The following is a 23,749-nucleotide window of genomic DNA, read 5'->3' as shown; positions in this document are numbered from 1 at the left end:
GACCCCCTCCCTTCCAGGAGCCCGGCGAGCCCGTACCCGGAGGACACATGTCGGACCAGCCCCAAGGATTCACCCGGCGCAAGGCACTGATCACCGCCGCACTCGGATCGGCGGCGGTAGGACTTCCGGTGGCGGCCGCGACCCCCGCGGCCGCCACCGCGCCGCCGGACACCGCCTCGGCGCCCGTATCCGCCACTGCCGCCACGCTGTTGACCGTCGAGGACCAGGCACTCGCCCTGGACCCGCCGGTGTTCCTCTTCGAGACCCGGGTGCCCGAGCAGGTCCGCCCCGGCCCCGGCTCGCGGGTGGGCATCAGCGACACCACCGGCCGGATCGGCCCGCACTCCCTGCGCTGGGGCTACCGCCCCGGCGCCACCCTCGACGTCCGTGCCCCGCTGCGCTACGAGCCCGCCGCCTACCGCGACGGCGACGAACAGGCGTCGATGGGCACCGTCGACACCTTCGCCGTATGGATACACAACGACCGGGCGATCGACGACGTGCTCCAGATCGAGTTCGGCCGCGGCGACCGCGTCAACGCCTGGTGCCGGGTCCACCTCGGCTTCACCGGCTGGCGCACGGTGTGGGTGCGCTACGGCTACGACCTGTCGGGCAAACCGCAACAGGGCATGGACACCCTGCGGTTCGTCGCCCCCCAGCGGTCCGGCGCCGGAACCCTGCACCTGGACCAGCTCATCCTCAACACCGAACTGCGCCCCGACCACCCCACCCGCGACCGCCAGGTGCCCTTCGTCAACCGCGAGGGCGACCGGGCCGCCAACGCCCACTGGCTCGCCCTGCTCACCTACGCCGACCGGCTCGCGGCCCACCCGCTGCCCACCCCGGCCCCCACCGCCCAGGAGACCGCCGATCTCGCCGAGGTGACGGACCGTTACTACGCCCTGGTCCGCAAGCCCGCCACCAAGGCCGACGACGCCGCGGTCGCCGCGCTGACCGCCTCGGCCGACGACCTCGGGGTGCCGCGCGAGGGCGAGAACGTCCCCGGCCGGGCCATCGACTCCTACCAGACCGAGATCTACCCGCCGGCCATCGCCACCGCGCTCAACGCCTTCGTCGCCGGTAGCCCGCTGCGCACGGTCACCGACCTGATGTACCAGGTCGCCTGTGCCTACGACGCCGCGACCGACGCCCCGCACAAGACCCAACTCGCCGACCTCTACGTGCGCATCCTCGACCATGTGCACGAGCAGGGCTGGGCGGCCGGCAGCTGCCAGGGCACGATCCACCACCTCGGCTACCAGTTCCGCGGCTTCTACGACTCGGTCTTCCTGATCCGCGACGCCCTCGCCGAGCGCGGACTGCTCGACGCCGTGCGGGAGGACCTTTCCTGGTTCACCGGACTCGGCCGGCTGCTCCAGGACTTCGACGACGCCGAGTCGTACGGCGGCATCTTCGACATCCTCAACACCAACCTCCAGGGCATGCTGGCCACCGCGCTGCTGATGCCCGCCCCGGCCGCCCGGGTGGCCCATCTGCACGCGCTGCGGCGCTGGCTGGACGCCGCGCTGACCGTCTCGCCGGGCATCATGGACGGCTTCAAGGCCGACGGCTCGGTCTTCCACCACCTGGGCATGTACCCGGACTACGCCCGCGACGGCTACAAGGGGTCGAGCCCGAGCGTCGCCGCCCTCAGCGGCACCGCCTTCGCCGTCGGCCCGGCCGCCCACCGCCTCTACCGCGACGCGCTGCTGCGGATGCGGGTCTACGCCAACCAGGCCGACTGGCCGCTGTCGCTGGCCGCCCGCCACCCCACCGGACTGACCGCGCTCGCCCTGCCGCCCTACCAGTGGCTGACCACCGCGGGCACCCCGGAGGGCGACAGGCCGCTCGACCCCGAGGCGGGCGCCGCGTTCCTGCGGCTGCTGCCCGACAAGCCGAGCACCGCGCAGAAGAACGTCGCCAAACAGCTCGCCGCCGCCGGTGTCCGGGCCGAGGCGGCACCGAGCGGCAGTTGGGCGATGAACCACTCCGCGCTCGCCCTGCACCGCCGCGACGACTGGCTGGTGGCGGTCCGCGGCCACAACCGCTACCTGTGGAGCGCGGAGATCTACTCCACCGACAACCTCTACGGCCGCTACACGACCTACGGCCAGATCCAGGTGCTCGGCCGCGGCAATCCGGTCGACAACCTCTCCAGCGGCTTCGTCCAGCCCGGCTGGAACTGGAACCGCTGGCCCGGCACCACGGCCATCGACCTGCCCTACGACGAACTGCGCTCGAATCTCGCGGGCGCGATCGAGCAGATGCCGCTCAGCGAGTCGCGGTTCGGCGGCGCGGGGACCCTCGACGACCGGCACGCGGTGTTCGCGATGGATCTGCGCGAACACCCCGTCTACAACCCGTCGCACCGGGCCCGCACCTCGGTGTTCCTCTTCGACGAGCGGGTCATCGCGCTCGGCTCCGGCATCCGCAACGACGACACCCGCCACCCGACCCGTACCACGCTCTTCCAGTGCCACCTGGCTCAGCGCTCCGACCCGGTGGTCCACAGCGCGCTGGGCGCGATCTCCGACTTCCCCTATGTCTCGGACCGCGCCCAGGCCCGCTCCGGCTGGCTGATCGACCCGGCCGGCAACGGCTACTGGGTGCCGGCGGGCCAGCGGCTCGCCCTCACCCGCGACGCCCAGACCGCCCCCGAGCAGGGCACCGGCGTGCTGGGCACCGCCGACTTCGCCACCGCCTGGCTCGACCACGGCAGCGCCCCGCGCGGCGGCCGCTACGCGTACGCGCTGATCGTGGACGCCACCCCGGAGTACATGACGGACTTCGCGGCGAGAATGGCCGACCCGGCCACGGCGCCGTACACCGTGCTGCGCCAGGACGACGGCGCGCACATCGTCCGCGACCGGGCCACCGGGATCACCGGGTACGCCGTCTTCGAGCCGCAGCGCGCGCTGGGGTCCGGCGGGCCGCTCTCGGCGGTGGACACCCCCTCGCTGCTGCTGGCCCGCCGCGACGGCGACGACCTGGTGGTCTCGGTCACCGACCCGGACCTGCGGCTGTACGAGGGCCGGGACCGCGACCAGTACGACCGGCACGGCAGATTCACCGGTGTGCTCAGCCCGTTCGCAAGGCCCTGGCGCAGCGCCGAGGGGCAGACCCACCGGCTGCGGCTGACCGTACGCGGCGCCTGGCGGCCGGCCGCGCACGACTCCCGGGTGCGGACCGAGCGCCGCGGCGGCGCGACCGTGGTGGAGGTCGCCTGCCGGCTGGGCATCGGGACGCAGATCCGGCTGACCCCCAGGTGACAGACGGCCGCCGGGCCGGTTCCCCCGAGTCCTTCGACCCGGCGGAACCGGCCCGGCGGCCGTTCCTCACCCGTTCACCCGCTCATACGCTCTGGCGCGCGGCCCCCACGGCGACCGGCCCGCCCGCGGTCGCGGACGCGTACGCGGCGAGCACCATCTCCACCACATGCCGGCCGTGCGCCAGCGACACCCGGGGGACGGCCCCGCCGACCACGGCGGCGAAGTCGGCGAGCTGGGCGTAGAAGGCGTCGGGAATGTCGCTGGGCCGCGGGGTGTGCACCTGGCGGGTACGGCCGTCGACACGTACGAAGGTGCCCGCGCGCGGATCGGCGACCACCGTGCCGCGTTCGCACACCACCGTCAGCTCGTCGACCTTGCGCGGGGTGTCCGACATCACCGACACGGTGGCCAGCGCGCCGCTGGCGAGGCCCAGCGCCACCGAGCCGTCGGTCTCCACGGGCGCGCCGAACCGCTCGGTGGTGGCGGCCGTCAGGGACACCGCGTCCGAACCGGCCAGCCAGACCGAGCGGTCCAGACAGTGCGCGCCTATGTTCATCAGCGCGCCGCCGCCCGCCAGTTCACGGGAGAAGAACCACGGCGAGCGGGTCCCCGGCCGGTAGTCCGTGCTGCGGTAGTCGTGGACGGCCACCGGCGCGCCCAGGGCCCCGCCGGCGATCGCCGTCTCGGCGGCCCGCTTGTCGGGCAGGAAGTGCTGGATGTGGCCGACCGTCAGGGTGACCCCGGCCCGCGCGCACGCCTCGGCCATCAGGTCGCAGTCCTCCAGGGTGGTGGCCATCGGCTTCTCCACCAGTACGTGCAGCCCGGCCTCCGCGGCGTCCAGCACCATCCGGCTGTGCAGCGCGTGCGGGGTGTTCACGACGACCGCGTCGACCGCACCGCAGGCGAGCAGATCGCGGTAGTCGGTGAAGGTCGCCGCCCCGTACGGTCCGGCCACCCGCTCGGCCGCGTCCTCCCGCAGGTCGCAGACCGCCGTCAGCCGGGTGTCCCCGAGCCGGTCAGCGGCCATGGCGTGCAGGTCCGCGACCGCGCCGGCGCCGATCAGTCCGATGCGCATGGATCTCCTTGTCGATGGGTTTGACGGCCCCTCGGTGCGCGTTCACGCACCCGGGCGGGCCACCGCCGCGCCGCAGGAGGCGCGGATGACGATGCGCGGGCGCAGCAGCACCTGGTGCAGAGGGCAGGCGTCGCCCTCGGTGAGCCGGCGCAGCAGCACCTCGGCCGCCATCCGGCCGACCCGGTACTTGGGCGGCGCGACCGCGGTGAGCGGCACCTCCGCTATGTCCGCCGTCTCGTCGTCGTACGAGACCAGGGCGAGCTGCCCGGGGATGTCGGTGCCGTGCCGCCGGGCGGCGGCTTCGAGCAGGATCGCCTCGCGGTCGCCGAAGACCAGGGCCGCGGTCGTCCCCGACGTGGTCAGGTCGCCGATCATCCGGTCGGCGAGCCCCGGGGTCCACTCCGCCTTCTCCGCCTCGTGGCTGAAGCCCGGCGGCAGTCCGAGGTCGCTCATGGCCCGCTGGAAGCCGAGCGCGACCGCGACCCCGGTGGGGTTGCGGCTGCGGGTGATCAGCGCGATCCGCCGGTGCCCGAGCCGGTGCAGATGCAGCACGGCGTCGTAGGCACCGCCCAGGTGGTCGGAGCAGACGTGCTCGGTACGGTCGCCGGGGCCGGAGCCGATCAGCCGGCGTTCCACCAGGACCGCGGGGACCGGCAGGGCCATCAGTTCGCCCGCCCGGACCGCCGGGTCGTCGATGCCGGTCAGCGTGGGCACGAGCAGCAGGCCGTCCACCCCGGAGTCCAGCAGGAATTCCAGGTCGCGGTCCTCCTCGGCGCGGTCGTAGTGGTACGTGGCCAGTTGCAGGCCGACGCCGGCCGCGGACAGCGACTCCTCGATGCCCTGGAGCACCCGCGGGTAGTACAACTTGGTGTCGGGAACGAGGACGCCCACCGTGCGGCGGGTGCGCGGCGGTTGGTGCCGGGGGCTCGCGACGAAGCTGCCGGAGCCCTGTCTGCGCACCACCAGGCCCTCTTCGACCAGCAGGTCGAAGGCGCGCCGTACGGTGGTCAGCGAGAGCCCGGTCTCCTTGGCGAGCCCGCTCTCGGTCGGCAGTTTCGCGGCCGGCGGCCAGTCCCCGGCCAGGATGCCGCGGCGCAGATCGGCCGCCAGCGCCTGGAACTTGAGGTTGCGCGCCGCGGCGTCACGGACCGAGCCGGACCCGCGACGGCGGTTGCCCGGACGGGGTGAGTCGCCCATGTCGGCCCTCCGCTCGTCTCGCCTCGAATCCTGATGTCGCCCGATTGTTTCGCCGTACAAGAGAGTAATAAAGAGGTAATCGAAGACGGGTTCCGCCGCGGTCCCGGCCAGGGAGAACCCCGGTCGGATCACAGTTGCGCATCCTCGGCGCCGGAGAGGTGACCGGCCCCCGAATACGTCTTGAATGCTCTCTTCGGTGCTCGTGAAAGTGTGGCGTACAGAGCAGTCCTCCACTGCCCCTCTTCAGAGGTGGGAACTATGGGTACGCAAGCCGCACGTCATCGCTGGAACGTGCCGATAGCCCTGGGCGCCGTGGGCGCCCTCGTGTGCGCCGCGACGGCGTGCTCGGCTACCGGTTCCGGTTCTTCCGGCAACGGGTTCACCTACTGGTCCATGTGGAAGGAGGGTGAGCCGCAGCAGAAGGTCATCGCGACGGCCGTCGCCGACTTCGAGAAGCAGACCGGGATCAAGGTCAAGGTCCAGTGGCAGGGCCGCAACAACCTGCAGAAGCTGGTGCCCGCCCTCAACACCAACAGCGTGCCCGACCTGGTCGACGGCCCGTATGTGAAGATCGTCCCGGCGCTGGTCGCCACCAAGCAGGCGCTCGGACTGCGCGCGGCCTACGACACCGAGGTCGACGGGACCACCACCGCCGGGCAGCTGATCCCGGCCAAGTACCTCAAGTCCGTCGACATCGACGACGCGTCCGGCCAGCCGTGGATGCTGCCGTACAGCCTCACCTCGGACGCCGTCTGGTACAACGCCGCGACCCACCCCGAGCTGAAGACGGACCCGCCCAAGACCTGGGACCAGTTCATCGCGCTGCTCGACCGGCTCAAGCAGGCCGGCGAGACCCCGCTCGCCGCCGACGGCGACATCACCGGCTACAACGCGGCCTTCCTGTCCACCCTGATCGTCCGCAACCTCGGCCCCGGCGGGCTGCAGAAGGTCGCCGCGGACAAGACCGGCAAGGCGTGGGAGCAGCCGGCCGTGCTCGACGCCGCCAAGAAAGTCGAGCAGTTGGTCAGCGGCGGGTATCTGATCAAGGGCTACAACGCGAGCAAGTGGCCCGCCCAGCAGCAGAAGTGGGCCGACAACAAGGCCGCCCTGATGTTCAACGGCTCCTGGCTGCCGACCGAGACCTCGACCTACGCGGCCAAGGGCTTCCAGTACGCCGCCTTCCCCTTCCCGGCCACCGACGCGGGCCAGGACAGCATGCGCGCCGACTTCGTGGGCTTCGCCGTCCCGAAGAAGGCCCACGACGCCAAGGACGCGCAGAAGTTCGCCGCCTTCCTGCTCAACAAGAAATACCAGGACGCCCTCGGTGTACAGGCCAAGGTCATCCCCGTCCGCGCCGACGCGGGCACCTCACCGGAAATGGCCGACGTGAAGAAGGCCCTGGACACGGCGGGCTCCTTCCACCAGCAGAACGACGGTGTCGCCTTCCCCGGTTACAACGAGAAGCTGTTCTGGGCCAAGGACGACGACCTGTTCTTCGGCAAGGTCTCCGCGGAGAAGTTCACGCACGAGATGCAGGAGGCCCAGGCCGCCTACTGGAAGGACCAGCCGCAGTGACGACCACGCCGACGCTCCCCACCGACGCCCCCGCGACCGGCCCCGCGCGGCCCGGCCGGCGGCGGGCGGGGAGCGCCTCGGGCGGCGGGACGTTCGCCGAGCAGCGCCGTAAGCTCCTCATCCCCTTCGTCGGCCCGGCGCTGCTGTTCTACGTCGTGCTCTTCGTGGTGCCCATCGGCGGCGCGATCTGGATCAGCCTCCACCACTGGGCGGGCTCGGGGCCGATGACCTGGGCCGGACTGGGCAACTACACCCGGCTCTTCCACGACGACCTGTTCATCAAGTCGCTCGGCAACACGCTCAAACTGCTCTTCTTCGTCGGCATCGCCGTCTTCGCGCTCAGCTTCGCGCTGACCCTGGTCCTGCGGGACATGGTGGGCCGCAAGGTCGTCAGGTCGGTCATCTTCTTCCCGCACCTGGTCAACGCCCTGGTCTACGGCGTCCTGGTGGGCTTCCTCTTCAACCCGGACGGCCTGGCCAACTCCCTGCTCGCCCACCTCGGGATCTCCTCGCCGCCGCAGTGGCTGGCGCAGGACAACCTCTTCCCGCTCATCATGGTCACGATGGCCTGGATGACGACCGGGTACTTCACCACCATCCTGATGGCGGGCGTCGACCGCATCCCGATCAGCTACTACGAGGACTGCGCCCTGGCCGGCGCCAACGCCCTCCAGCGGCTGCGGTATGTCATCCTCCCGCTGACCTGGGACGTCTTCGGGGTCTGCGCGGTGCTGTGGACCATCTCCTCGGTGAAGATCTTCGAGATCGTCTGGATCTTCGGCGGCAGCAGCGGCAACGGCATCCCGCCGACCAAGACCTGGACCTCCGCGGTCTACACCTACGCCACGGCGTTCTCCGGCGACTCCGTGCCCTCCTACGGGGCCGCCACGGCGTCCGCGATCCTCTCCCTCCTGCTGGTCACCGTGCTCGTCGTGCTGCTCCGGCGAGTGATGCGCCGCGAGGCCGTCGAGTTCTGAAAGGCACGTGCCCATGAGTACCTCCCTCCCGGCCGGCAGGTTCCGCAGGCGACGCGGCCCCGCCCCGCTCGGCGGCCGGGGTCCGCTGCGCACGGCCGGAGTGGCCGTGACGTGGGTCTTCGTCGCCGCCAACGTGGCGGCCCTGCTGTGGCTCGTCCTCCAGGCCTTCCGCGACACGCGCTCGATCCTCGCCTCCCCGTGGGGCCTGCCGCACTCGCTGTCCCCGCACAACTTCGTGCACGCCTGGAACGCGAGCGGCTTCGGGCGCGCGGCGGTCAACTCCGTCCTGGTCACCGGGGTCTCCTCGGTGCTCACCGTGGCCGTCGCCGCGCCCGCCGCGTACTACCTGGCCCGGCAGGAGTCCCGGCTCAGCCGCGGCCTCACCCTGTTCTTCGTACTCGGCCTCGGCGTGCCGGTGCAGGTCATCCTGATCCCGCTGTTCGTCATGCTCAACCGGGTCTACCTCACCGACAGCCTGCTCGGCCTGAACCTGGTCTACATCGGCGTCTCGATGCCGTTCACCGTCTTCCTGCTCACCGGCTTCTTCCGCTCGCTGCCGAAGGAACTGGAGGAGGCCGCGGCCCTGGACGGACTCTCCCCGGCCGGCACCTTCTGGCGCATCATGCTGCCGATCGCCCGCGGCGGCCTGGTCACCGCCCTCGTCCTCCAGATCATCGCGCACTGGAACGAGACACTGCTCGCGCTGACCCTGCTCCAGACCACGGACAACTACACCCTGCCGGTCGCGCTGATCTCCTTCGTGCAGCAGCAGACCTACAGCGGCGCCGACTGGGGCGGCCTGTTCGCCGGGCTGTGCGTCATCGTCCTGCCGATGCTCGTCGTCTACGTCTGGCTCGGCCGGCGGCTGACCGAGGGCCTGACCCTGGGGATGGGCAAGTGACACCGCGCCCGGCCCGCCGCCCCAACCTCCTGCTGGTGATCGCCGACCAGTGGCGGGCGAGCTGCCTCGGCGTCCTCGGCGAGGACCCCGTGCACACCCCCGTGCTCGACGAACTGGCCGCCCGCTCCCGGGTGCTGACCCAGGCGGTCAGCAACTACCCGGTGTGCAGCCCCTGCCGCGCGATGCTGATGACCGGCCGCTACCCGTACGACAACGGGGTGCACCTCAACGTCAACTCCGCCACCGCCCTGCTGGGCGTCGGGCTGCGCCCGGAGACCCCCTGCTGGTCCGACGCGCTCGCCGACGCGGGCTACGCGCTCGGGTACATCGGCAAGTGGCACCTGGAGGCGCCCGTACCCGAGGACGCGGCCGCGGGCGAGGGACCGCGGGCCGACGGCGTGGTCTGGGACGCGTACTCCGCGCCCGACCGGCGGCACGGCTTCGGCTTCTGGTACTCCCACGGCTGCTGCGACGACCACGCCCGCCCGCACTACTGGACCGGCGACGCCCCGCGCGAAGCGCGCCTCGACGTCGACCGCTGGTCGCCCGAGCACGAGACCGACGTCGCTCTGGCCTTCCTCGCCGGCGCCGCCCCCGAATCCCGCGAGCGGGACCGGCCGTTCGCCCTCGTGATGTCGTACAACCCGCCGCACCAGCCGTTCGAGCAGGTGCCGGAGCGGTATCTCCCCCGGTACGAAGGGCGTTCGCCGACCGCACTGCTCCGGCGCCCCAACGTCGACCCGGACCACCCGGCCACCGCCGAGGCCGCCCGCGCCGCGCCGTACTACTACGCGGCGATCACCGGCGTGGACGAGCAGATCGGACGGCTGCTCACCGCCCTCGACGAGCACGGGGTGACCGAGGACACCTGGGTCGTCTTCACCTCCGACCACGGCATGCAGCTCGGCAGCCACGGCCTGATGTACAAGAACGTGCCGTACGAGGAGTCCATGCGGGTGCCGTTCCTGATCAGCCGGCCCGGGCACATCGCACCCGGCGAGGACGACCTGCTGCTCAGCTCACCGGATTTCGCGCCGACCGCGCTGGGGCTGCTGGGGGAGGCCGGCCGTATCCCCGAGGGCACGCGCGGACGCGACCTCTCGCCCGCGCTGCTCGGCGACTCCCGCGCCGTCCGCCCCGCCGCCGCGCTCTACCTCGGTCCGGCCAGGGAGCCGGGCGACGACGACGTACGCGGGCTGCGCACCCACGACGACAAGCTGGTGTGCGCCTACGGGCCCGACGGCACGCTCACCACCCGGCTGTTCGACCTGGCGGCCGACCCCGGCGAGACCCGGGACGCCGCCGGGGACCGGCCCGAGCGCGTGACGGCCCTCGCGCGGGACCTGCTCGCCGAACTGGACCGCACGGGAGACCCCTGGGCGGGGCGCGGGGCACTGGCGGGGGCGTACGGGGGAGGTGCGCGGTGAGCGCCGGGGGCCCGCGCGGTGGCGGGCGGCCGAACATCCTGCTGCTGATGACCGACCAGCACGCCGCCCACATGCTGAGCTGCGCGGGCAACGACCAGGTCGCCACTCCGAACCTCGACCGCCTCGCGGCCCAGGGCACCCGCTTCCGCCGCGCGTACACCGCCTTCCCGCTGTGCGTCCCGGCCCGCAGCAGCCTGCTGACCGGCCGTCACCCGCACTCCCTCGGCGTCAACGGCAACGCCGCCGCCTTCTGCGACCCGGACGCCGCCGACCCCGGACAGCGGCCCGACAGCCTCGGCCGGCTGCTGGGCGCGGCCGGTTACGACACCGTCTACGCGGGCAAGTGGCACGCCCGCGCGGCGAGCGCGACCCCCGAGGACGGCTTCACCGTGCTGCGCCCCTTCGGCGACGCCGGGCTGGCCGCCGCCTGCGCCCGGTGGCTGGCCGCCCGGGCGCCCGAGGAGCGGCCCTTCGCGCTCATCGCCTCCTTCGACGACCCGCACACCATCTGCGAGTACGCCCGCGCGCAGCCGATGCCGTACGGGGACGTGCCGCCGGTCCCGGTCCGCCGTACCCCGCCGCTGCCGGCCAACTTCGGCTCCTTCCCGTACGAGCCGGAGGCGGTCAGGCACGAACAGGCCGTCCAGGCCGCGATGTACGGCACCGCCGCCTACGCGTACGACGACTGGCGGCGCTACCGGCACACCTACGCCCGGCTGGTCGAGCGGGCCGACGCGCACCTGGGCGTGGTGCTCGACGCGCTGGAGGCCGCCGGGCACGCCGACGACACGCTGGTGGTGTTCACCAGCGACCACGGCGACGGCGACGCGGCGCACGCGTGGAACCAGAAGAGCGCGCTGTTCGAGGAGGCGGTCAAGGTGCCGCTGATCGTCCGCCCGCCCGGCGGGCTCGGGTCCGGCCGGGTCAGCGACGCCCTGGTGTCGACCGGCCTCGACCTGCTGCCCACCCTGTGCGGGGCGGCGGGCGCCGCGACGCCGCCGGACCTGCCCGGGACCGACCTCGGGTCCCTGGCGGGCGGTTCCGGCCGGGACGGGGCCGTGGGTTCCGGCCCGGACCAGGTCGTGGGTTCCGGCCGGGACCAGGTCGTGGTGGAAACCCTCTTCGAACGCGGCTCCCCGCCCCTGACCCGCGGCCGGGCCCTGATCACCGACCGTTACAAGTACACGGTCTACAGCTGGGGCCACTGGCGCGAACAGCTCCACGACCTGCGCGAGGACCCCGGCGAGACCAGGAACCTCGCGGTCGAGGAGCGCTATGACCCGGTGCGCGAGGAGATGCGCGAGCGGCTGCTCGACTGGTGTCTGCGCACCGAGGACACGGCCTTCCTCAAACGGCTGGTGCTGCCCGCCTCGGCCGGGCCCGAGGTGCGGGAGCGGATCTTCGCGATCCCGTACTGAGCGGGTGGCTGTTTTTGGCGGATCTGGGCGGGGCGGACGTGGTGGGAGAGAGGGTCGTGGCGGGCGTGGGGAATGGTGGCGGGCCCGTGGTGGCCGTCGACCTGGGCGGTACGGAGATCAAGGCCGCCGTGGTCGCGCCCGACGGGCGAGTGCTGCACCGGGTGCGCCGGCCCACCGGCCGCGAGCGCGGGGGCGCGGCGGTCGTGGACACGGTCGTGGAGACGGCCGCCGCGCTCGTCGCCCGGTGCCCCGAGGTGGCCGGGGCCGCCGCCGTGGCCGTCGGTGTCGTGGTGCCCGGCATGGTGGACGAGGCCGCCGGGCGGGCGGTGTGGTCCGCGAACCTCGGCTGGCGCGATCTGCCGCTGCGCGACCTGCTGACCGAACGGCTCGGCCTGCCGGTGGCGTTCGGCCACGACGTACGGGCGGGCGGACTGGCCGAGGGCGTGCTCGGTGCCGCCCGAGGGCGCGGCGACTTCCTCTTCGTGGCCCTTGGCACGGGCGTCGCCGCCGCGTACGTGGTGGACGGCCGGGCGGTCCGGGGCGCGCACGGCGGGGCGGGCGAGCTGGGCCACCTGGTGGTACGGCGCCGCGGCCCCCGCTGCGGCTGCGGCAACCGGGGCTGCCTGGAGACCCTTGCCTCGGCCTCCGCCCTGGCCCGCCGCTACACGTCGGCGTCCGCGGCCACGGGGGAGCCGCGGACGCCGGTCACGGCCGAGCGGGTGTGCCGGCTGGCCCAGGACGGCGACCCCGTCGCGGTCCGGGTGTGGAACGACGCGGTGACGGCGCTCGCCGACGGCCTGGCGGTCTGCGCCACGCTCTACGACACGTCCCTGGTCGTGATCGGCGGCGGCCTCTCCCGCGCGGGCGCCGCCCTCTTCGACCCTCTCCGCTCAGCCCTGGCCGCCCGCCTCACCTTCCAACCCACCCCCACCCTCCTCCCCGCCACCCTGGGCCCAACAGCCGGCACCCTGGGCGCCGCCCTCCTGGCCCTGAACCTCAAACCCACCCCGCCCGGCAACTCCCCTCCAAGCCCGCCCGGCGTTTGAGGGCAGCGTTGTCCGCGAGGCCGCGCGGGTTCACCAAAACTCAGCCCGCCCGGCGTTTGAGGGCAGCCTCAGCCGGGCCGGCGTTTGAGGCCAAACCCAGCCCGGCCGGCGATTGAGGCCAGAGCGGCCCGGGCGCCGCCGCTCGCCGCGCCTCGTACTCCCGAACCGTCGACAATGGACGTGCGAGCCCCCCCGCCCTTGCCCGCCCACCCCGGGGGGTGACAGGACAGGTGATGCCGTGGCATCCAACCCCAGCCGCCCCACAAGCAACCGCGCCGCACCCCCCACCCGCGACAGCGACTTCCCCTTCGTGGGCCGCGAGCGCGAGCTGACCCGCGCGCTCGACGTCCTCGCCCACCACCCCGCCGTCCTCCTCGTAGAGGGCGAAGCGGGCGTCGGCAAATCACGCCTCGTGCACGAAGCCGTCACGACCCTCACGGCCGAAGGCCACCCCGTCCTCGTCGGCTTCTGCCAGCCCCTGCGCGAGCCGGTCCCGTACGGCCCGGTGATGGACGCCCTCCGCAAGGCCGGCGGCCTGCTGCCGCCGGCCGAGGAGCTGCCCCCGACCGTCGGCGCCCTCGCCCCGCTGCTCCCGGACCTCGCCGACCGCCTGCCGCCCGAGCCCGCCCGCCCCGAGGACGCCCGGGCCGCCCGCCACCAGCGCGTCCAGGCCGTACGGGCCCTGCTGGAGGTCCTCGGCCCCGCCGTCCTCGTCGTCGAGGACCTGCACTGGGTCGACGAGGCCACCCGGGAGCTGCTGCTCCTGCTGGCCCGCGACCTGCCGGACAACCTCGGCCTCGTACTGACCTACCGCGCCGAGGACGTCCCCTCGGGCGGCCATGTGCTCGGGTCCGCGTACCGCCGGCCGCCGGGGACGTACGGCGACACGATCCGGCTCGGCGCGCTGTCGGAACAGGGCGTCGGGGAGCTGGCGGCGGCCGCCCTCGGCCCGGGCATCGCGCCGCCGCTGGTCCGTATCCTCTTCCACCGCAGCGAGGGCCTGCCGCTGGTCGCGGAGGAGGACCTGCTGACGCTGCGGGAGCGCGGCCGGCAGGTCGGTACGGTGAGCCCGGAGGCGTTCGCGGCCGATCTGGAGCACGCCGAGGTCCCCCGGGGGCTGCGCGAGGCGGTCAGCGAACGGATGGCGGGCCTGTCGCCGCCCGGCGTGGCGATGGTGGAGGCCGCGGCCGTACTCGCCGTGCCCTCGGCCGAACCGCTGCTGACCCGGGTCGCGGGGCTGGACCCGGAGGAGGGGGCCGCGGGCCTGACGGAGGCGCTGCGGGTCTTCCTCCTGCGCGAGACCGGCTCCGCGCAGTACGTCTTCCGGCATGTGCTCGCCCAGCAGACGGCGTACCGGCGCATCCCCGGGCCCCGGCGGCAGCGGCTGCACCGGCGGGCGATCGAGGTGCTGCGGGCGCAGGAGCCGCGGCCGCTGATGCAGATCGCCCACCACACGCTCGCCCTGGGGGACCGGGAAGGGTGGCTGACCTGGGCCGAGGCCGCCGCCGACCAGGCCATCGCGGTGGGCGACAGCGGCACCGCGACGGCCCTGCTGCACGAGATCCTGGCCCAGGACCGGCTGCGCGCGGGGCTGCGCAGCCGGGCGGCGCTCGCGCTGGCCCGGATCGCCGCGCAGGGCGTCGACATCGCCAACAGCACCCGTGTGCTGACCCGGATTCTCGACGATCCGCGGCTGCCGGTCGCGGACCGCGGCGAGGTCCATCTGGGCCTGGGCATGCTCATGGTCGGCCAGGCCGGCGACCGGGCCGGGTTCCGGGAGATCGAGAAGGCCGCCGAGGAGCTGGCCGACCGGCCCGAGCGGGCGGTACGGGCGATGGTCGCCATGGCCATCAACGAACGGGACGGCGCCGCGCGGCACGCCGACGCGTGGCTGGACCGCGCCGAACGCGTACTTCGACGGCACCCCGACGCCACCGCCCGCGCCGCCGTGCGCGCCGCCCGGCTCACCCTGCTGGCCCGGGAGGGCGACCCGTCCGTCTGGTCCCTCGTGGCGGAGCTGCCGCGGCACTCCGAGGACGTCGAAGTCCTCAAGCACACGACCCGGACCCTGTACAACGTCGGCGACCTCGCCATCGAGCTCGGCCACGACCGGCGGGCGGCCGAGCTGCTCGCCGAGAGCCAGGAGCTGGGCAAGCGGGCGGGCCACCAGTACCTGGACTTCTACGTCCGTATCGACCGGCTGCGGCTGGCCGCTCTGGCGGGCCACTGGGCGGACATCGAGGAGCGGTTCGCCGCGCTCGGCGCCGAGATCCCCGACCTGTCGATGGCGGCGGACGAGCGGACGCTGACCTCGGGGACGCTGGCGACCGCGCGCGGGGAGTACGGCCGCGCGCTGGCGCTCTTCGCCGGGGCGGCGGAGGCGGGGGAGAAGGAGGGCCAGGTCACCACCGTGCTCAGGGCGGCCGCCGGTCTGGCGGCAGTCCACCTCGCCCGGAACGATCCGGGGGAGGCGTGGGAGTGCGCCGCCCCCGCGGTGGCGGCGCTGCGCGAGGCCGGGGCGTGGGCGCGGGGCGCGGGCCTGGTCCCCGTGGCCGTCGAGGCGGAGCTGCGCCGCGACGACCGTGAGGCGGCGCAGCGGCTCGCGGACGACGCCGGGCAGGGGCTCGCGGGTCGTGACGCCCCCGCGGCGACGGCCGAACTCCAGGTGGCCCGAGGGCTGTTGCTCCTCGGCGCCGATGACGCGGCGGCGGGCGAGTGCTTCCGGCGGGCCCGGCTGATGTGGGAGGAGATCGGTCGGCCCTACCCGGCCGCGCGGGCGCTCGAAGGCGTGGCCGCCGCTGTCGCTCCCGGCGATCCCCGGGCGGCCGCCGCGGACCTCGGCCGCTGCGTCGAGGAGTACGCGCGGCTCGGTGCCACGTCCGACCACGCGCGCTGTCTGCGCACGCTGCGGGGGCTCGGACTGTCCCAGCCGTCGTCGCGCGGCCGCCGCGGCTACGGCGGCGAGCTCTCGCCGCGCGAGCGGGAGGTCGCGGAGCTGCTGGCGCAGGGCCTGAGCAACCAGGCCATCGCGGAGGCGCTCTTCCTGTCACCCCGCACGGTGGAGCACCACGTGTCCCGCGTCCTGAACAAACTCGGCGTCACCCGCCCCAACGTCCCCCCACCTCCGTAGCCGCACGCCCGTTTCGTCCGGGGCAGGGTCAGCGTGTGCGACGTCCGCGACGAGGCCGGGCCGGCGGGCCGGTGTCAGCCCGCGACGGCGTGGGCCCGGGCGCGTACGTGCTCACGCAGCGAGGGCAGCTCCTCGATCCGGCAGCCGTGGGCGCGGATCCGTCGGACGATGTCCTGCGCCTTGCCGTCGTCCAGGGACAGCACGAAGGGGCCGGGGAGCAGCACCACGTCGTAGTGGCCGTTCTCGACCGCGCCGAGCAGCCGTTCCAGCTGGGGCAGCGGGCCCCGGGACAGGCAGCCGTTGTCGAAGAACACGTCGGGGGCGGGCAGCGACAGATTCCGGGCGTGCTGGAGCACGGCCCGGTAGTGCGGGCCGGTCTGCCACGTGTCGTACGGGTGACACCGCAGGTAGACGGCGGTACGCACCTGGTTTCCCTGCCCACGGCGACCGGTGAAGGGCATGGCATTCGCTCCCATCGCGACGAGGGCGGACACCGGGGGCGGCCTCCGCGACCAATGCTTCGTGCTTCCAGCTAAGGGGGTCGGCCACCGCGGTATCAATGCGTACCGCTACCCATCCGGGCCGCGAAACCGTACGTACCGCTCCCCGCGGTGGGCGAACCCGGGCGGCGGCCGCGCGGTGTCACGGCGGTACGAGTCGCCCTGGCGGGCGGGCGCCCCGGGTGGGCGTGGGCGCAGACTCGCCCGGGGCGGGCGGATCCGTGGGGACGGCTGCGCGAGTCGCCCTGGCGGGCGGGCCCCCGGTGGGCTTCGGCGCAGACTCGCCCAGGGTGGGCGGATCCGGTGGGACGGCCGTGCGGTGTCACGGTGGTACGAGTCGTCCTGGCGGGCGGGCCCCGGGTGGGCGTCGGCTCGCCCGGGGTGGGCGAACCTGCGCGGACGGCGGCGCGAGTCGCCCTGGCGGGCGGGCCCCCGGTGGGCGTCGGCGCAGACTCGCCCAGGGTGGGCGGATCCGGTGGGACGGCCGTGCGGTGTCACGGTGGTACGAATCGCCCTGACGGGCGGGCCCCGGGTGGGCGTGGGCGCAGATTCGCCCGGGGCGGGCGGATCCGGGGGATGGCCGCGTGGTGTCATGGCGGCGCGAGTCGTCCTGGCGGGCGGGCCCCGGGTGGGCGTCGGCTCACCCGGGGTGGGCGAGCCCGGGCGGACGGCGGCGCGAGTCGCCCTGGCGGGCGGGCCCCCGGTGGGCGTCGGCGCAGACTCGCTCGGGGTGGGCGGATCCGGTGGGACGGCCGTGCGGTGTCACGGTGGGACGAGTCGCCCCGGCGGGCAGGGCCCAGGTGGGCGTTGGCTCACGTGGGGGCCGCGGGATCCGCTTCCGCACCCTGACCTTGCCGGGCAGGCGGGGTCGTGCGGGCAAACCTCGCGGTGGGCAGCTTCACCCCTTCGCGTGATGTGCTCGGGTTTTTCCCGCGGTGGACCGCGGGGAAAGCGCCAGGATCGGTGCAGCACGCCGCACCGCCCGGACCACCCGCGCGCGGACCCGGCCGACCCGGAAGGCCCCGTACCCATGCGCGCTTCGGCCCCACCCCGCCCCCGGCCCGGGCGGGAGCCCCACGCGCACGGCCCCTCCCGCCGCCGCCCGCCGCCGGGGCCCAGCGGCCCCCTCCCGGAGCGCCCGTGCGGCTGACCGTCACCCGTGACGACCTGGCCCGCGGCCTGGTCGAGGAGCGCGTCGGCGGCGTCGTCGACGCGCTGCCGCTCCCGCCGGGCACCCGGCACGGCGTCCTGGTCTCCGTACTCGAAGCCGTGGCCAACGCCATCGAGCACGGCACGACCCCCGACGCGCCGACGGCCGGAGGGCCGGACAGCGGTACGGCCCGGGTGGAGATCGAGGTGACGGCCGACCGGTTCGTGGCGACCGTGACCGACCGGGGCCCGGGGTTCGACCCGGCCGGCTGCCCCGATCCCCGCGACCCCGGACGCCTCCTGCTCTCCTCGGGCCGGGGCCTGCTCCTCATGCGCCACTTCATGGACAGCGTCGACTACGCCTTCCCGCCCGACGGCGGCACGACGGTCACGCTGCGCAAAGCCATCTCCACCGCCCACTCATCGGGCGCCAACCCCTCACCAGCAGAAGGAGAACCACCCATGGCGGTCACCCAGCGCGTCAGCGGCGGAGTCACGGTCCTCGACGTCGGCGGCAGGATCACGATCGGCACCGGCGATGTGGAACTGCGCGAGGCGGTCGCGCGGGCGCTCGACGAAGGTGCCACCAAAATTGTCCTGAATCTGGAGAAGGTCACCACGATCGACTCCTCCGGCATCGGCGAACTCGTCAGCGCCTACACCCGGGCGACCAACCGAGGCGCCCAGCTCGCCCTGTCGAACGTCCCGCCCAAGGTGCTGGACGTCCTCCACATCACCCAGCTGATCACCGTCTTCGAGGTGTACGACAAGGAGTCGGAGGCCGTCGCCGCGCTCTGACCCCGCCGGGAGCCCCCGCGGCCGTCCGCCACGGGCGCGGGGTCCCGCACGATCGCCGACGTCCGCCCGGGTGCGTAGTCGCGGCCGAGAATGATCGAACGGGCCTTCGGTTCGCCCGAAGTCCACCGGAATCGCCTGACAGTCACGCACTGCCTGTGAGCACAATGAAGCTATGGGTAGCGAAGAACAGATGGCACCCGACCATCTGATCATGAGGGTCCAGGTGGACGACCACCCGGTCGCGGCCGCGATCGAAGCCGACGCGGCCGACGCGGCGCGCCGCTATACGCACTACATCATCCGCGGCCCGGTGTTCGGCCTGGCGGCCAAGGAGCCGGAGGACGCGGGCTGGCGGGTGATCGCACCGATCGCCGACGGCTTCCCCCAGATACCCCGGGACGCCCTCAACTCCCTGCTGTGGATGAAGGCGAAGGACGACACCGACGACCCGGCGGTCCGCCGGGAGCTGCTGGCGGCGGTGGCCCGCCTGGAGACCGAGCCGATCGACGAGATCGACGTGCTCGGCGTGCGCTACCGGGTGGTCAGGGGCGACGAGTTCGTCTACACCGACCACGACGGCCTGGAGCCGCCGCGCCCCGCCGACACGGACGCCCTCGTGCCCGACTGGGGTGAGTGCGTCCCCGAGCCCGAGGTCGACAGCCAGTTCGTGATCGACCACTCCGCGGCCACCGGGGTGGTCGCCAGCGCCGAACGCCTCGCGCTCCAGGAACTCCGCTACAGCAGCGAGCGCTATCCGGCCGACGTCAGGGCGGATTCGCTGCTGGCCGTGGAGACACACCCCGGTGTCGTCCTGCTCCCGCCCACCTTCCGCGCGGTGGAGCGCACCGACACCGGTTGGGAACCGCTCACCGGCGTCCTGGCCACCCCGCACGCGGCCCGCAGGGCGCTGGTCTCCGCGCTGACCTGGCTGTGGCCGCGGATGTACCGCCTCGACGCGGACGAGCAGGCCGAGTACGCGCGCGCCGCCGAACAGTTCAAGTCGGCGGGCCGCGCGAACGAGTTGAACGTCTTCGGCCGACGCTTCGCGATCGTACGGATCGGCCGCATGGTCCGGATCGGCCTTGACGGCCCCGAGCCGCCGAGGCCCTCCGACGAGGACCCGTACGGCCCGTCGAAGATCCGCCCGACGATGGACGAGTACGGCACCATCACGTACGAGGAATGAACTCCCTGACCAGCCAAGGCCGTTGACGATCCGCGCCGGACGGCGCCCGGTGACGGGGGCCTGCCGTGATCGCCCCGAACCGGTCCCCGCAGACCAGCGGCCAAGCCCTGAAATCGGTCATCGGATGTCTCCGGTGCGAATTGGTCGGATCAACTCCCGTCTTCCCGGCGAAAAGACCATCAAAGTGGAGGTAACTCCGGGAAAAGCTAGGACCCTTGACGTCTCCTTGGATTCAGGAGTTGAATCGCCGCGCACCGGGACCCCGGTTCCGGAAGTGCTCAGCGTGGTGCGTGTGATTCGACCCCCGCGCGCCTCCCCCCACCGCAGGCATGCGTATTGGAGCGATTCCCATGGGAGTGTCACGTCGTACATTCATCGCCACGGTCGCCGGCGGATCGGCCGCGGCCGGTCTCGCCGCGCTCGGCGCGGCCCGGCCCGCCGCGGCCGCCGGCGCGACTCCCGCCGCCAGTGCGGCCGGTGACGTGGTCGGCAAGGTGACGGTCGGCTACCAGGGCTGGTTCGCCTGCCCCGGGGACGGCGCCCCGATCAACGGCTGGTGGCACTGGAGCCAGAACTGGGGCCAGTCGCCGTCGCTGTCCAACAACTCCATCAAGGCGTGGCCGGACACACGCGAGTACACGAAGACGTACCCGACCGCGTACCCCAACCTGGGCAACGGCCAGTCGGCGGCGCTGTTCTCGTCGTACGACCAGCAGACCGTCGACACCCACTTCCTGTGGATGCAGCAGAACAACATCGACACGGCGGCGTTGCAGCGGTTCAACCCGACCGGGGGCGAGGGTCCGACCCGTGACGCGATGGCCACGAAGGTACGCAGCGCCGCCGAGTCGCACGGGCGCAAGTTCTATGTCATGTACGACGTTTCCGGCTGGACGAACATGCAGTCGGAGATCAAGACCGACTGGACCAACAAGATGAAGGCGCACACCGCGTCCTCGGCGTACGCCAAGCAGAACGGCAAGCCGGTGGTGTGTATTTGGGGCTTCGGCTTCAACGACAACAACCACCCGTTCAGCGCCGACGCGTGCCTTGACGTCATCAACTGGTTCAAGGGACAGGGCTGTTACGTCATCGGCGGAGTGCCGCGCGAGTGGCGTACCGGCACGGGCGGCTCGCGGGCCGGATACGCGGACGTCTACCACGCGCTGAACATGATCTCGCCCTGGATGGTCGGCGCGATCGGCAACGTGGGCGACGCCGACAACGCCTACACCAACTACACCGTCCCCGACCAGGCCGACTGCAACGCGCACGGCGTCGACTACCAGCCCTGCGTCCTGCCCGGCGACGTCTCCGCCCGGCAGCGCGCGCACGGCGACTTCATGTGGCGGCAGTTCTACAACGTGGTCAGGGCCGGGGTGCAGGGCATCTACATCTCGATGTTCGACGAGTACAACGAGGGCAACCAGATCGCCAAGACCGCGGAGAACTCCTCGATGGTCCCGGCCGGTTCTGGCCTGTGGGCGCTGGACGAGGACGGTACGGCGTGCTCCTCCGACTACTACCTCCGCCTCACCGGTGACGGCGGGCGGATGCTCAAGGGCCAGATCGCCCTGACCGCGACCCGGCCCACCCAGCCGGTGGTGGGGACGTCGCCGGGCGGCGGTACGGGGACGGTGGTGAGCCTGCGCGCGCGGGCCAACAACCTGTACGTCACGGCGGACAACGCGGGTGCCTCGCCGCTGATCGCGAACCGTACGGCCATCGGGGGCTGGGAGCAGTTCGACCTGCTGGACGCGGGCGGCGGCAATGTCGCGCTGCGCGCCCACGCCAACAGCCTGATCGTCACCGCCGACAACGCGGGCGCCTCCCCGCTGATCGCGAACCGTACGGCGGTCGGGCAGTGGGAGAGCTTCCAGCTCGTCCACAACTCCAACGGCACGGTCAGCCTCAAGGCGCTGGCCAACGGGCAGTACGTCACCGCCGAGAACGCCGGTGCGGCCGCTCTCGTCGCCAACCGGGCGACCATCGGGACCTGGGAGCAGTTCGACCTCGTCACCAACTGACCCCGGCCCACCCCCAGCTCCCGTGCCCTCGCCGGCCGGCCACCTTCCCCGGCCGGCGAGGGCACGGGTCATGTGCGCGTTCGCCGACGCCGCCGGCGCTGCTGGCCTATCCCCGGCCGATGTACGGCATGGTCGTCGCCATGACCGTCGCGAACTGCACGTTGGCCTCCAGGGGGAGTTCGGCCATGTGGCGGACGGTACGGGCGATGTCGGCGACGTCCATCACCGGTTCGACGGCGGTCGTGCCGTTCGGCTGGAGGATGCCGGTACGCATCCGCGTGGTCATGTCGGTGGCCGCGTTGCCGATGTCGATCTGACCGCAGGCGATGCGGTACGGACGGCCGTCCAGGGAAAGGGACTTGGTCAGGCCGGTCAGCGCGTGCTTGGTGGTGGTGTACGCGACGCTCTGCGGGCGTGGCGCGTGGGCGGAGACGGAACCGGTGTTGATGATCCGCCCGCCCTGCGGGTCCTGCGCCTTCATCTGCCGGAAGGCGGCCTGCGCGCACAGGAAGGCGCCGTGCAGATTGACGTCGACGACCGCGCGCCACTGGTCGTACGGCAGCTCTTCCAGCGGGACGGCCGGGCCGAAGGTTCCCGCGTTGTTGAAGAGCAGGTCGAGGCGGCCGTGGCGGGTACGGATCGTGTCGAACAGGGCGGTGACGTCCGCCGGACGGGTGACGTCGCAGGGTACGGGGAAGGAGCCGGGCGCCCGCTCGGCGGTCTCTTCCAGGGGGTCGGGGCGGCGGCCGGCGAGGGCCACGGTCCAGCCGGCGGCGGCCAGTTCGATCGCGACGGACCGGCCGATGCCGGAGCCCGCGCCTGTCACCACCGCGACCCGCTCGATGTCGTCGTTCATGGCAGGGGAGGGTATGCGGTGCGACGATGAGCGGGGCGCATTGGCGGGTCGCGTCCCGCGCCCCGCCCGGATCCGTCACGTTTCGCCTGGAGGCACCTCATGTCGTACGCCGACGCGCTGTCCCCGCAGGAGGTCACGGAACGGCTCGCGGAGCTGCCCGGGTGGGAGCTGTCCGAGGACGGTACGGAGCTGCGGCGTACGTACCGGCTGGCGCATCTGCCCGCGGCGATCTTCGCGCTGCACATCGCGGGGATCCAGGCGGAGCTGAACCACCACTCGGACCTGACCCTGGGTTACGACAGCTTGGGCGTGGCCATCACGACCCACGCGGCAGGCTCGCGCCTGACCACGAAGGACTTCGACCTGGCCACCCGCATCGCCACGATCGCCCCCACCCACGGCGCCACCTGATCCCCCCTCAGGTCGAGACAGCCTCGACGCGAGCGCGCCCCTCGCTCCCGCCGCACCGGCACCCACGATCCGGAAGGCGCTGGCGTGCACCTTGCTCCCACCGCACCGGCGCCCAAGGTTCGGAAGGTGCTGGCGTGCCCCTTCTTTCCCGCCGCGGCGGGGCTTAGCCACGGTGGCGTGGTTCGGCGGTGTCGTGCCGGGGTGCGGTGTGTTCGGCACCGCCGGGTCGCGCCGTCCGGGCGTGCCGCCGTCGCGGCGGATGGAGGGGGACCTGCCGGTCCCCTTCACCCTGGCCTGGGTTTGGGAAGGCTCGGGCGCGCCCTGTCCTCCCGCCGGAGCGGCGCCAAGGTTCGGAAGGTGCTGGCGTGCCCCTTCTTTCCCGCCGCGGCGGGGCTTAGCCACGGTGGCGTGGTCCGGCGGTGTCGCGCCGGGGTGCGGTGTGTTCGGCACCGCCGGGTCGCGCCGTCCGGGCGTGCCGCCGTCGCGGCGGATGGAGGGGGACCTGCCGGCCCCCTTCACCCCGGCCGGGGGTTGGGAAGGCGCGGGCGCGCCCTGTCCTCCCGCCGGAGCGGCGCCAAGGTTCGGAAGGCGCTGGCGTGCACCTTCTTTCCCGCCGCAGCGGTGCTCGGCCCCAACGGCGTGGTTCGGCGGTGTCGTGCCGGGGTGCGGTGTGTTCGGCACCGCCGGGTCGCGCCGTCTGGGCGTGCCGCCGTTGCGGCGGATGGAAGGGGACCTGCCGGCCCCCTTCACCCCGGCCGGGGGTTGGGAAGGCGCGGGCGCCAGCCGATCGGTACCGCCGGGTCGCGC

Annotated in this window: 16 protein-coding genes; 12 read left to right on the top strand and 4 right to left on the bottom strand. The window is 73.2% G+C overall.

Going from position 1 to position 23,749, the window contains the following annotated elements; translation table 11 throughout:
* Nucleotides 1-47: 47 nt before the first annotated feature.
* Nucleotides 48-3,269 carry a chondroitinase family polysaccharide lyase gene (locus OHA30_RS08525; RefSeq protein WP_328913201.1) on the top strand — a complete coding sequence of 1,074 codons (3,222 nt, stop codon included), beginning with the start codon at nt 48-50 and terminating at the stop codon, nt 3,267-3,269.
* A gap of 82 nt (nt 3,270-3,351) precedes the next feature.
* Here OHA30_RS08525 and OHA30_RS08520 read toward each other — a convergent pair whose 3' ends face one another.
* Complete coding sequence (locus tag OHA30_RS08520; RefSeq protein ID WP_328913200.1) at nt 3,352-4,344, bottom strand: Gfo/Idh/MocA family protein; 993 nt, start codon at nt 4,342-4,344, stop codon at nt 3,352-3,354.
* 42 nt (nt 4,345-4,386) lie between these two features.
* Entirely contained in the window at nt 4,387-5,541 is a 1,155-nt protein-coding gene (locus OHA30_RS08515) for a GntR family transcriptional regulator (protein WP_328913199.1), read from the bottom strand.
* A 258-nt stretch (nt 5,542-5,799) separates the two neighbouring features.
* On the opposite strand from OHA30_RS08515, the gene OHA30_RS08510 reads away from it, so the two are divergent.
* From OHA30_RS08510 to OHA30_RS08480, 7 genes are all read left to right on the top strand, one after another.
* Nucleotides 5,800-7,116 (top strand): ABC transporter substrate-binding protein, encoded by a 1,317-nt coding sequence (locus tag OHA30_RS08510; protein ID WP_328913198.1) that lies wholly within the window; start codon nt 5,800-5,802, stop codon nt 7,114-7,116.
* Complete coding sequence (locus OHA30_RS08505; protein WP_328913197.1) at nt 7,113-8,093, top strand: carbohydrate ABC transporter permease; 981 nt, start codon at nt 7,113-7,115, stop codon at nt 8,091-8,093. Before OHA30_RS08510 ends, OHA30_RS08505 begins: the two co-directional genes overlap by 4 nt.
* 13 nt (nt 8,094-8,106) lie before the next feature.
* Nucleotides 8,107-8,994, top strand: coding sequence for a carbohydrate ABC transporter permease (locus OHA30_RS08500; RefSeq protein ID WP_328913196.1), 888 nt, complete (start codon nt 8,107-8,109; stop codon nt 8,992-8,994).
* Nucleotides 8,991-10,421 (top strand): sulfatase family protein, encoded by a 1,431-nt coding sequence (locus OHA30_RS08495; RefSeq protein ID WP_328913195.1) that lies wholly within the window; start codon nt 8,991-8,993, stop codon nt 10,419-10,421. Before OHA30_RS08500 ends, OHA30_RS08495 begins: the two co-directional genes overlap by 4 nt.
* Entirely contained in the window at nt 10,418-11,839 is a 1,422-nt protein-coding gene (locus OHA30_RS08490) for a sulfatase family protein (protein WP_328913194.1), read from the top strand. Before OHA30_RS08495 ends, OHA30_RS08490 begins: the two co-directional genes overlap by 4 nt.
* A gap of 86 nt (nt 11,840-11,925) precedes the next feature.
* Entirely contained in the window at nt 11,926-12,885 is a 960-nt protein-coding gene (locus tag OHA30_RS08485; protein WP_328913193.1) for an ROK family protein, read from the top strand.
* Nucleotides 12,886-13,123: 238 nt separating this feature from the next.
* Nucleotides 13,124-16,015 (top strand): ATP-binding protein, encoded by a 2,892-nt coding sequence (locus OHA30_RS08480; protein WP_328913192.1) that lies wholly within the window; start codon nt 13,124-13,126, stop codon nt 16,013-16,015.
* A 74-nt stretch (nt 16,016-16,089) separates the two neighbouring features.
* On the opposite strand, the gene OHA30_RS08475 is transcribed toward OHA30_RS08480, so the two are convergent.
* Nucleotides 16,090-16,476 carry a hypothetical protein gene (locus OHA30_RS08475; RefSeq protein ID WP_328913191.1) on the bottom strand — a complete coding sequence of 129 codons (387 nt, stop codon included), beginning with the start codon at nt 16,474-16,476 and terminating at the stop codon, nt 16,090-16,092.
* 1,179 nt (nt 16,477-17,655) lie between these two features.
* Here OHA30_RS08475 and OHA30_RS08470 point away from each other — a divergent pair.
* The 3 genes from OHA30_RS08470 to OHA30_RS08460 all read left to right on the top strand — a co-directional run bounded on the left by OHA30_RS08470 (nt 17,656) and on the right by OHA30_RS08460 (nt 21,675).
* Nucleotides 17,656-18,462: an anti-sigma factor antagonist gene (locus tag OHA30_RS08470; RefSeq protein ID WP_328913190.1), complete on the top strand. Its 807-nt coding sequence runs from the start codon at nt 17,656-17,658 to the stop codon at nt 18,460-18,462.
* Between the two features lie 172 nt (nt 18,463-18,634).
* Nucleotides 18,635-19,648 carry a DUF5954 family protein gene (locus OHA30_RS08465; RefSeq protein WP_328913189.1) on the top strand — a complete coding sequence of 338 codons (1,014 nt, stop codon included), beginning with the start codon at nt 18,635-18,637 and terminating at the stop codon, nt 19,646-19,648.
* Between the two features lie 350 nt (nt 19,649-19,998).
* Nucleotides 19,999-21,675: a xylosidase gene (locus OHA30_RS08460; protein WP_328913188.1), complete on the top strand. Its 1,677-nt coding sequence runs from the start codon at nt 19,999-20,001 to the stop codon at nt 21,673-21,675.
* A gap of 106 nt (nt 21,676-21,781) precedes the next feature.
* Here OHA30_RS08460 and OHA30_RS08455 read toward each other — a convergent pair whose 3' ends face one another.
* The gene (locus tag OHA30_RS08455) at nt 21,782-22,531 is read right to left on the bottom strand and encodes an SDR family oxidoreductase (protein WP_328913187.1); all 750 of its coding nucleotides are present in this window, start codon (nt 22,529-22,531) and stop codon (nt 21,782-21,784) included.
* 99 nt (nt 22,532-22,630) lie between these two features.
* Here OHA30_RS08455 and OHA30_RS08450 point away from each other — a divergent pair, with 99 nt between their 5' ends.
* Nucleotides 22,631-22,942: a 4a-hydroxytetrahydrobiopterin dehydratase gene (locus tag OHA30_RS08450; protein WP_328913186.1), complete on the top strand. Its 312-nt coding sequence runs from the start codon at nt 22,631-22,633 to the stop codon at nt 22,940-22,942.
* Nucleotides 22,943-23,749 lie beyond the last annotated feature (807 nt).

Source organism: Streptomyces sp. NBC_00223, from assembly GCF_036199905.1.
GTDB lineage: Bacteria > Actinomycetota > Actinomycetes > Streptomycetales > Streptomycetaceae > Actinacidiphila.
Note: the sequence above shows the minus strand (reverse complement) of the source record. Positions and strands in the feature narration are given on the sequence as shown.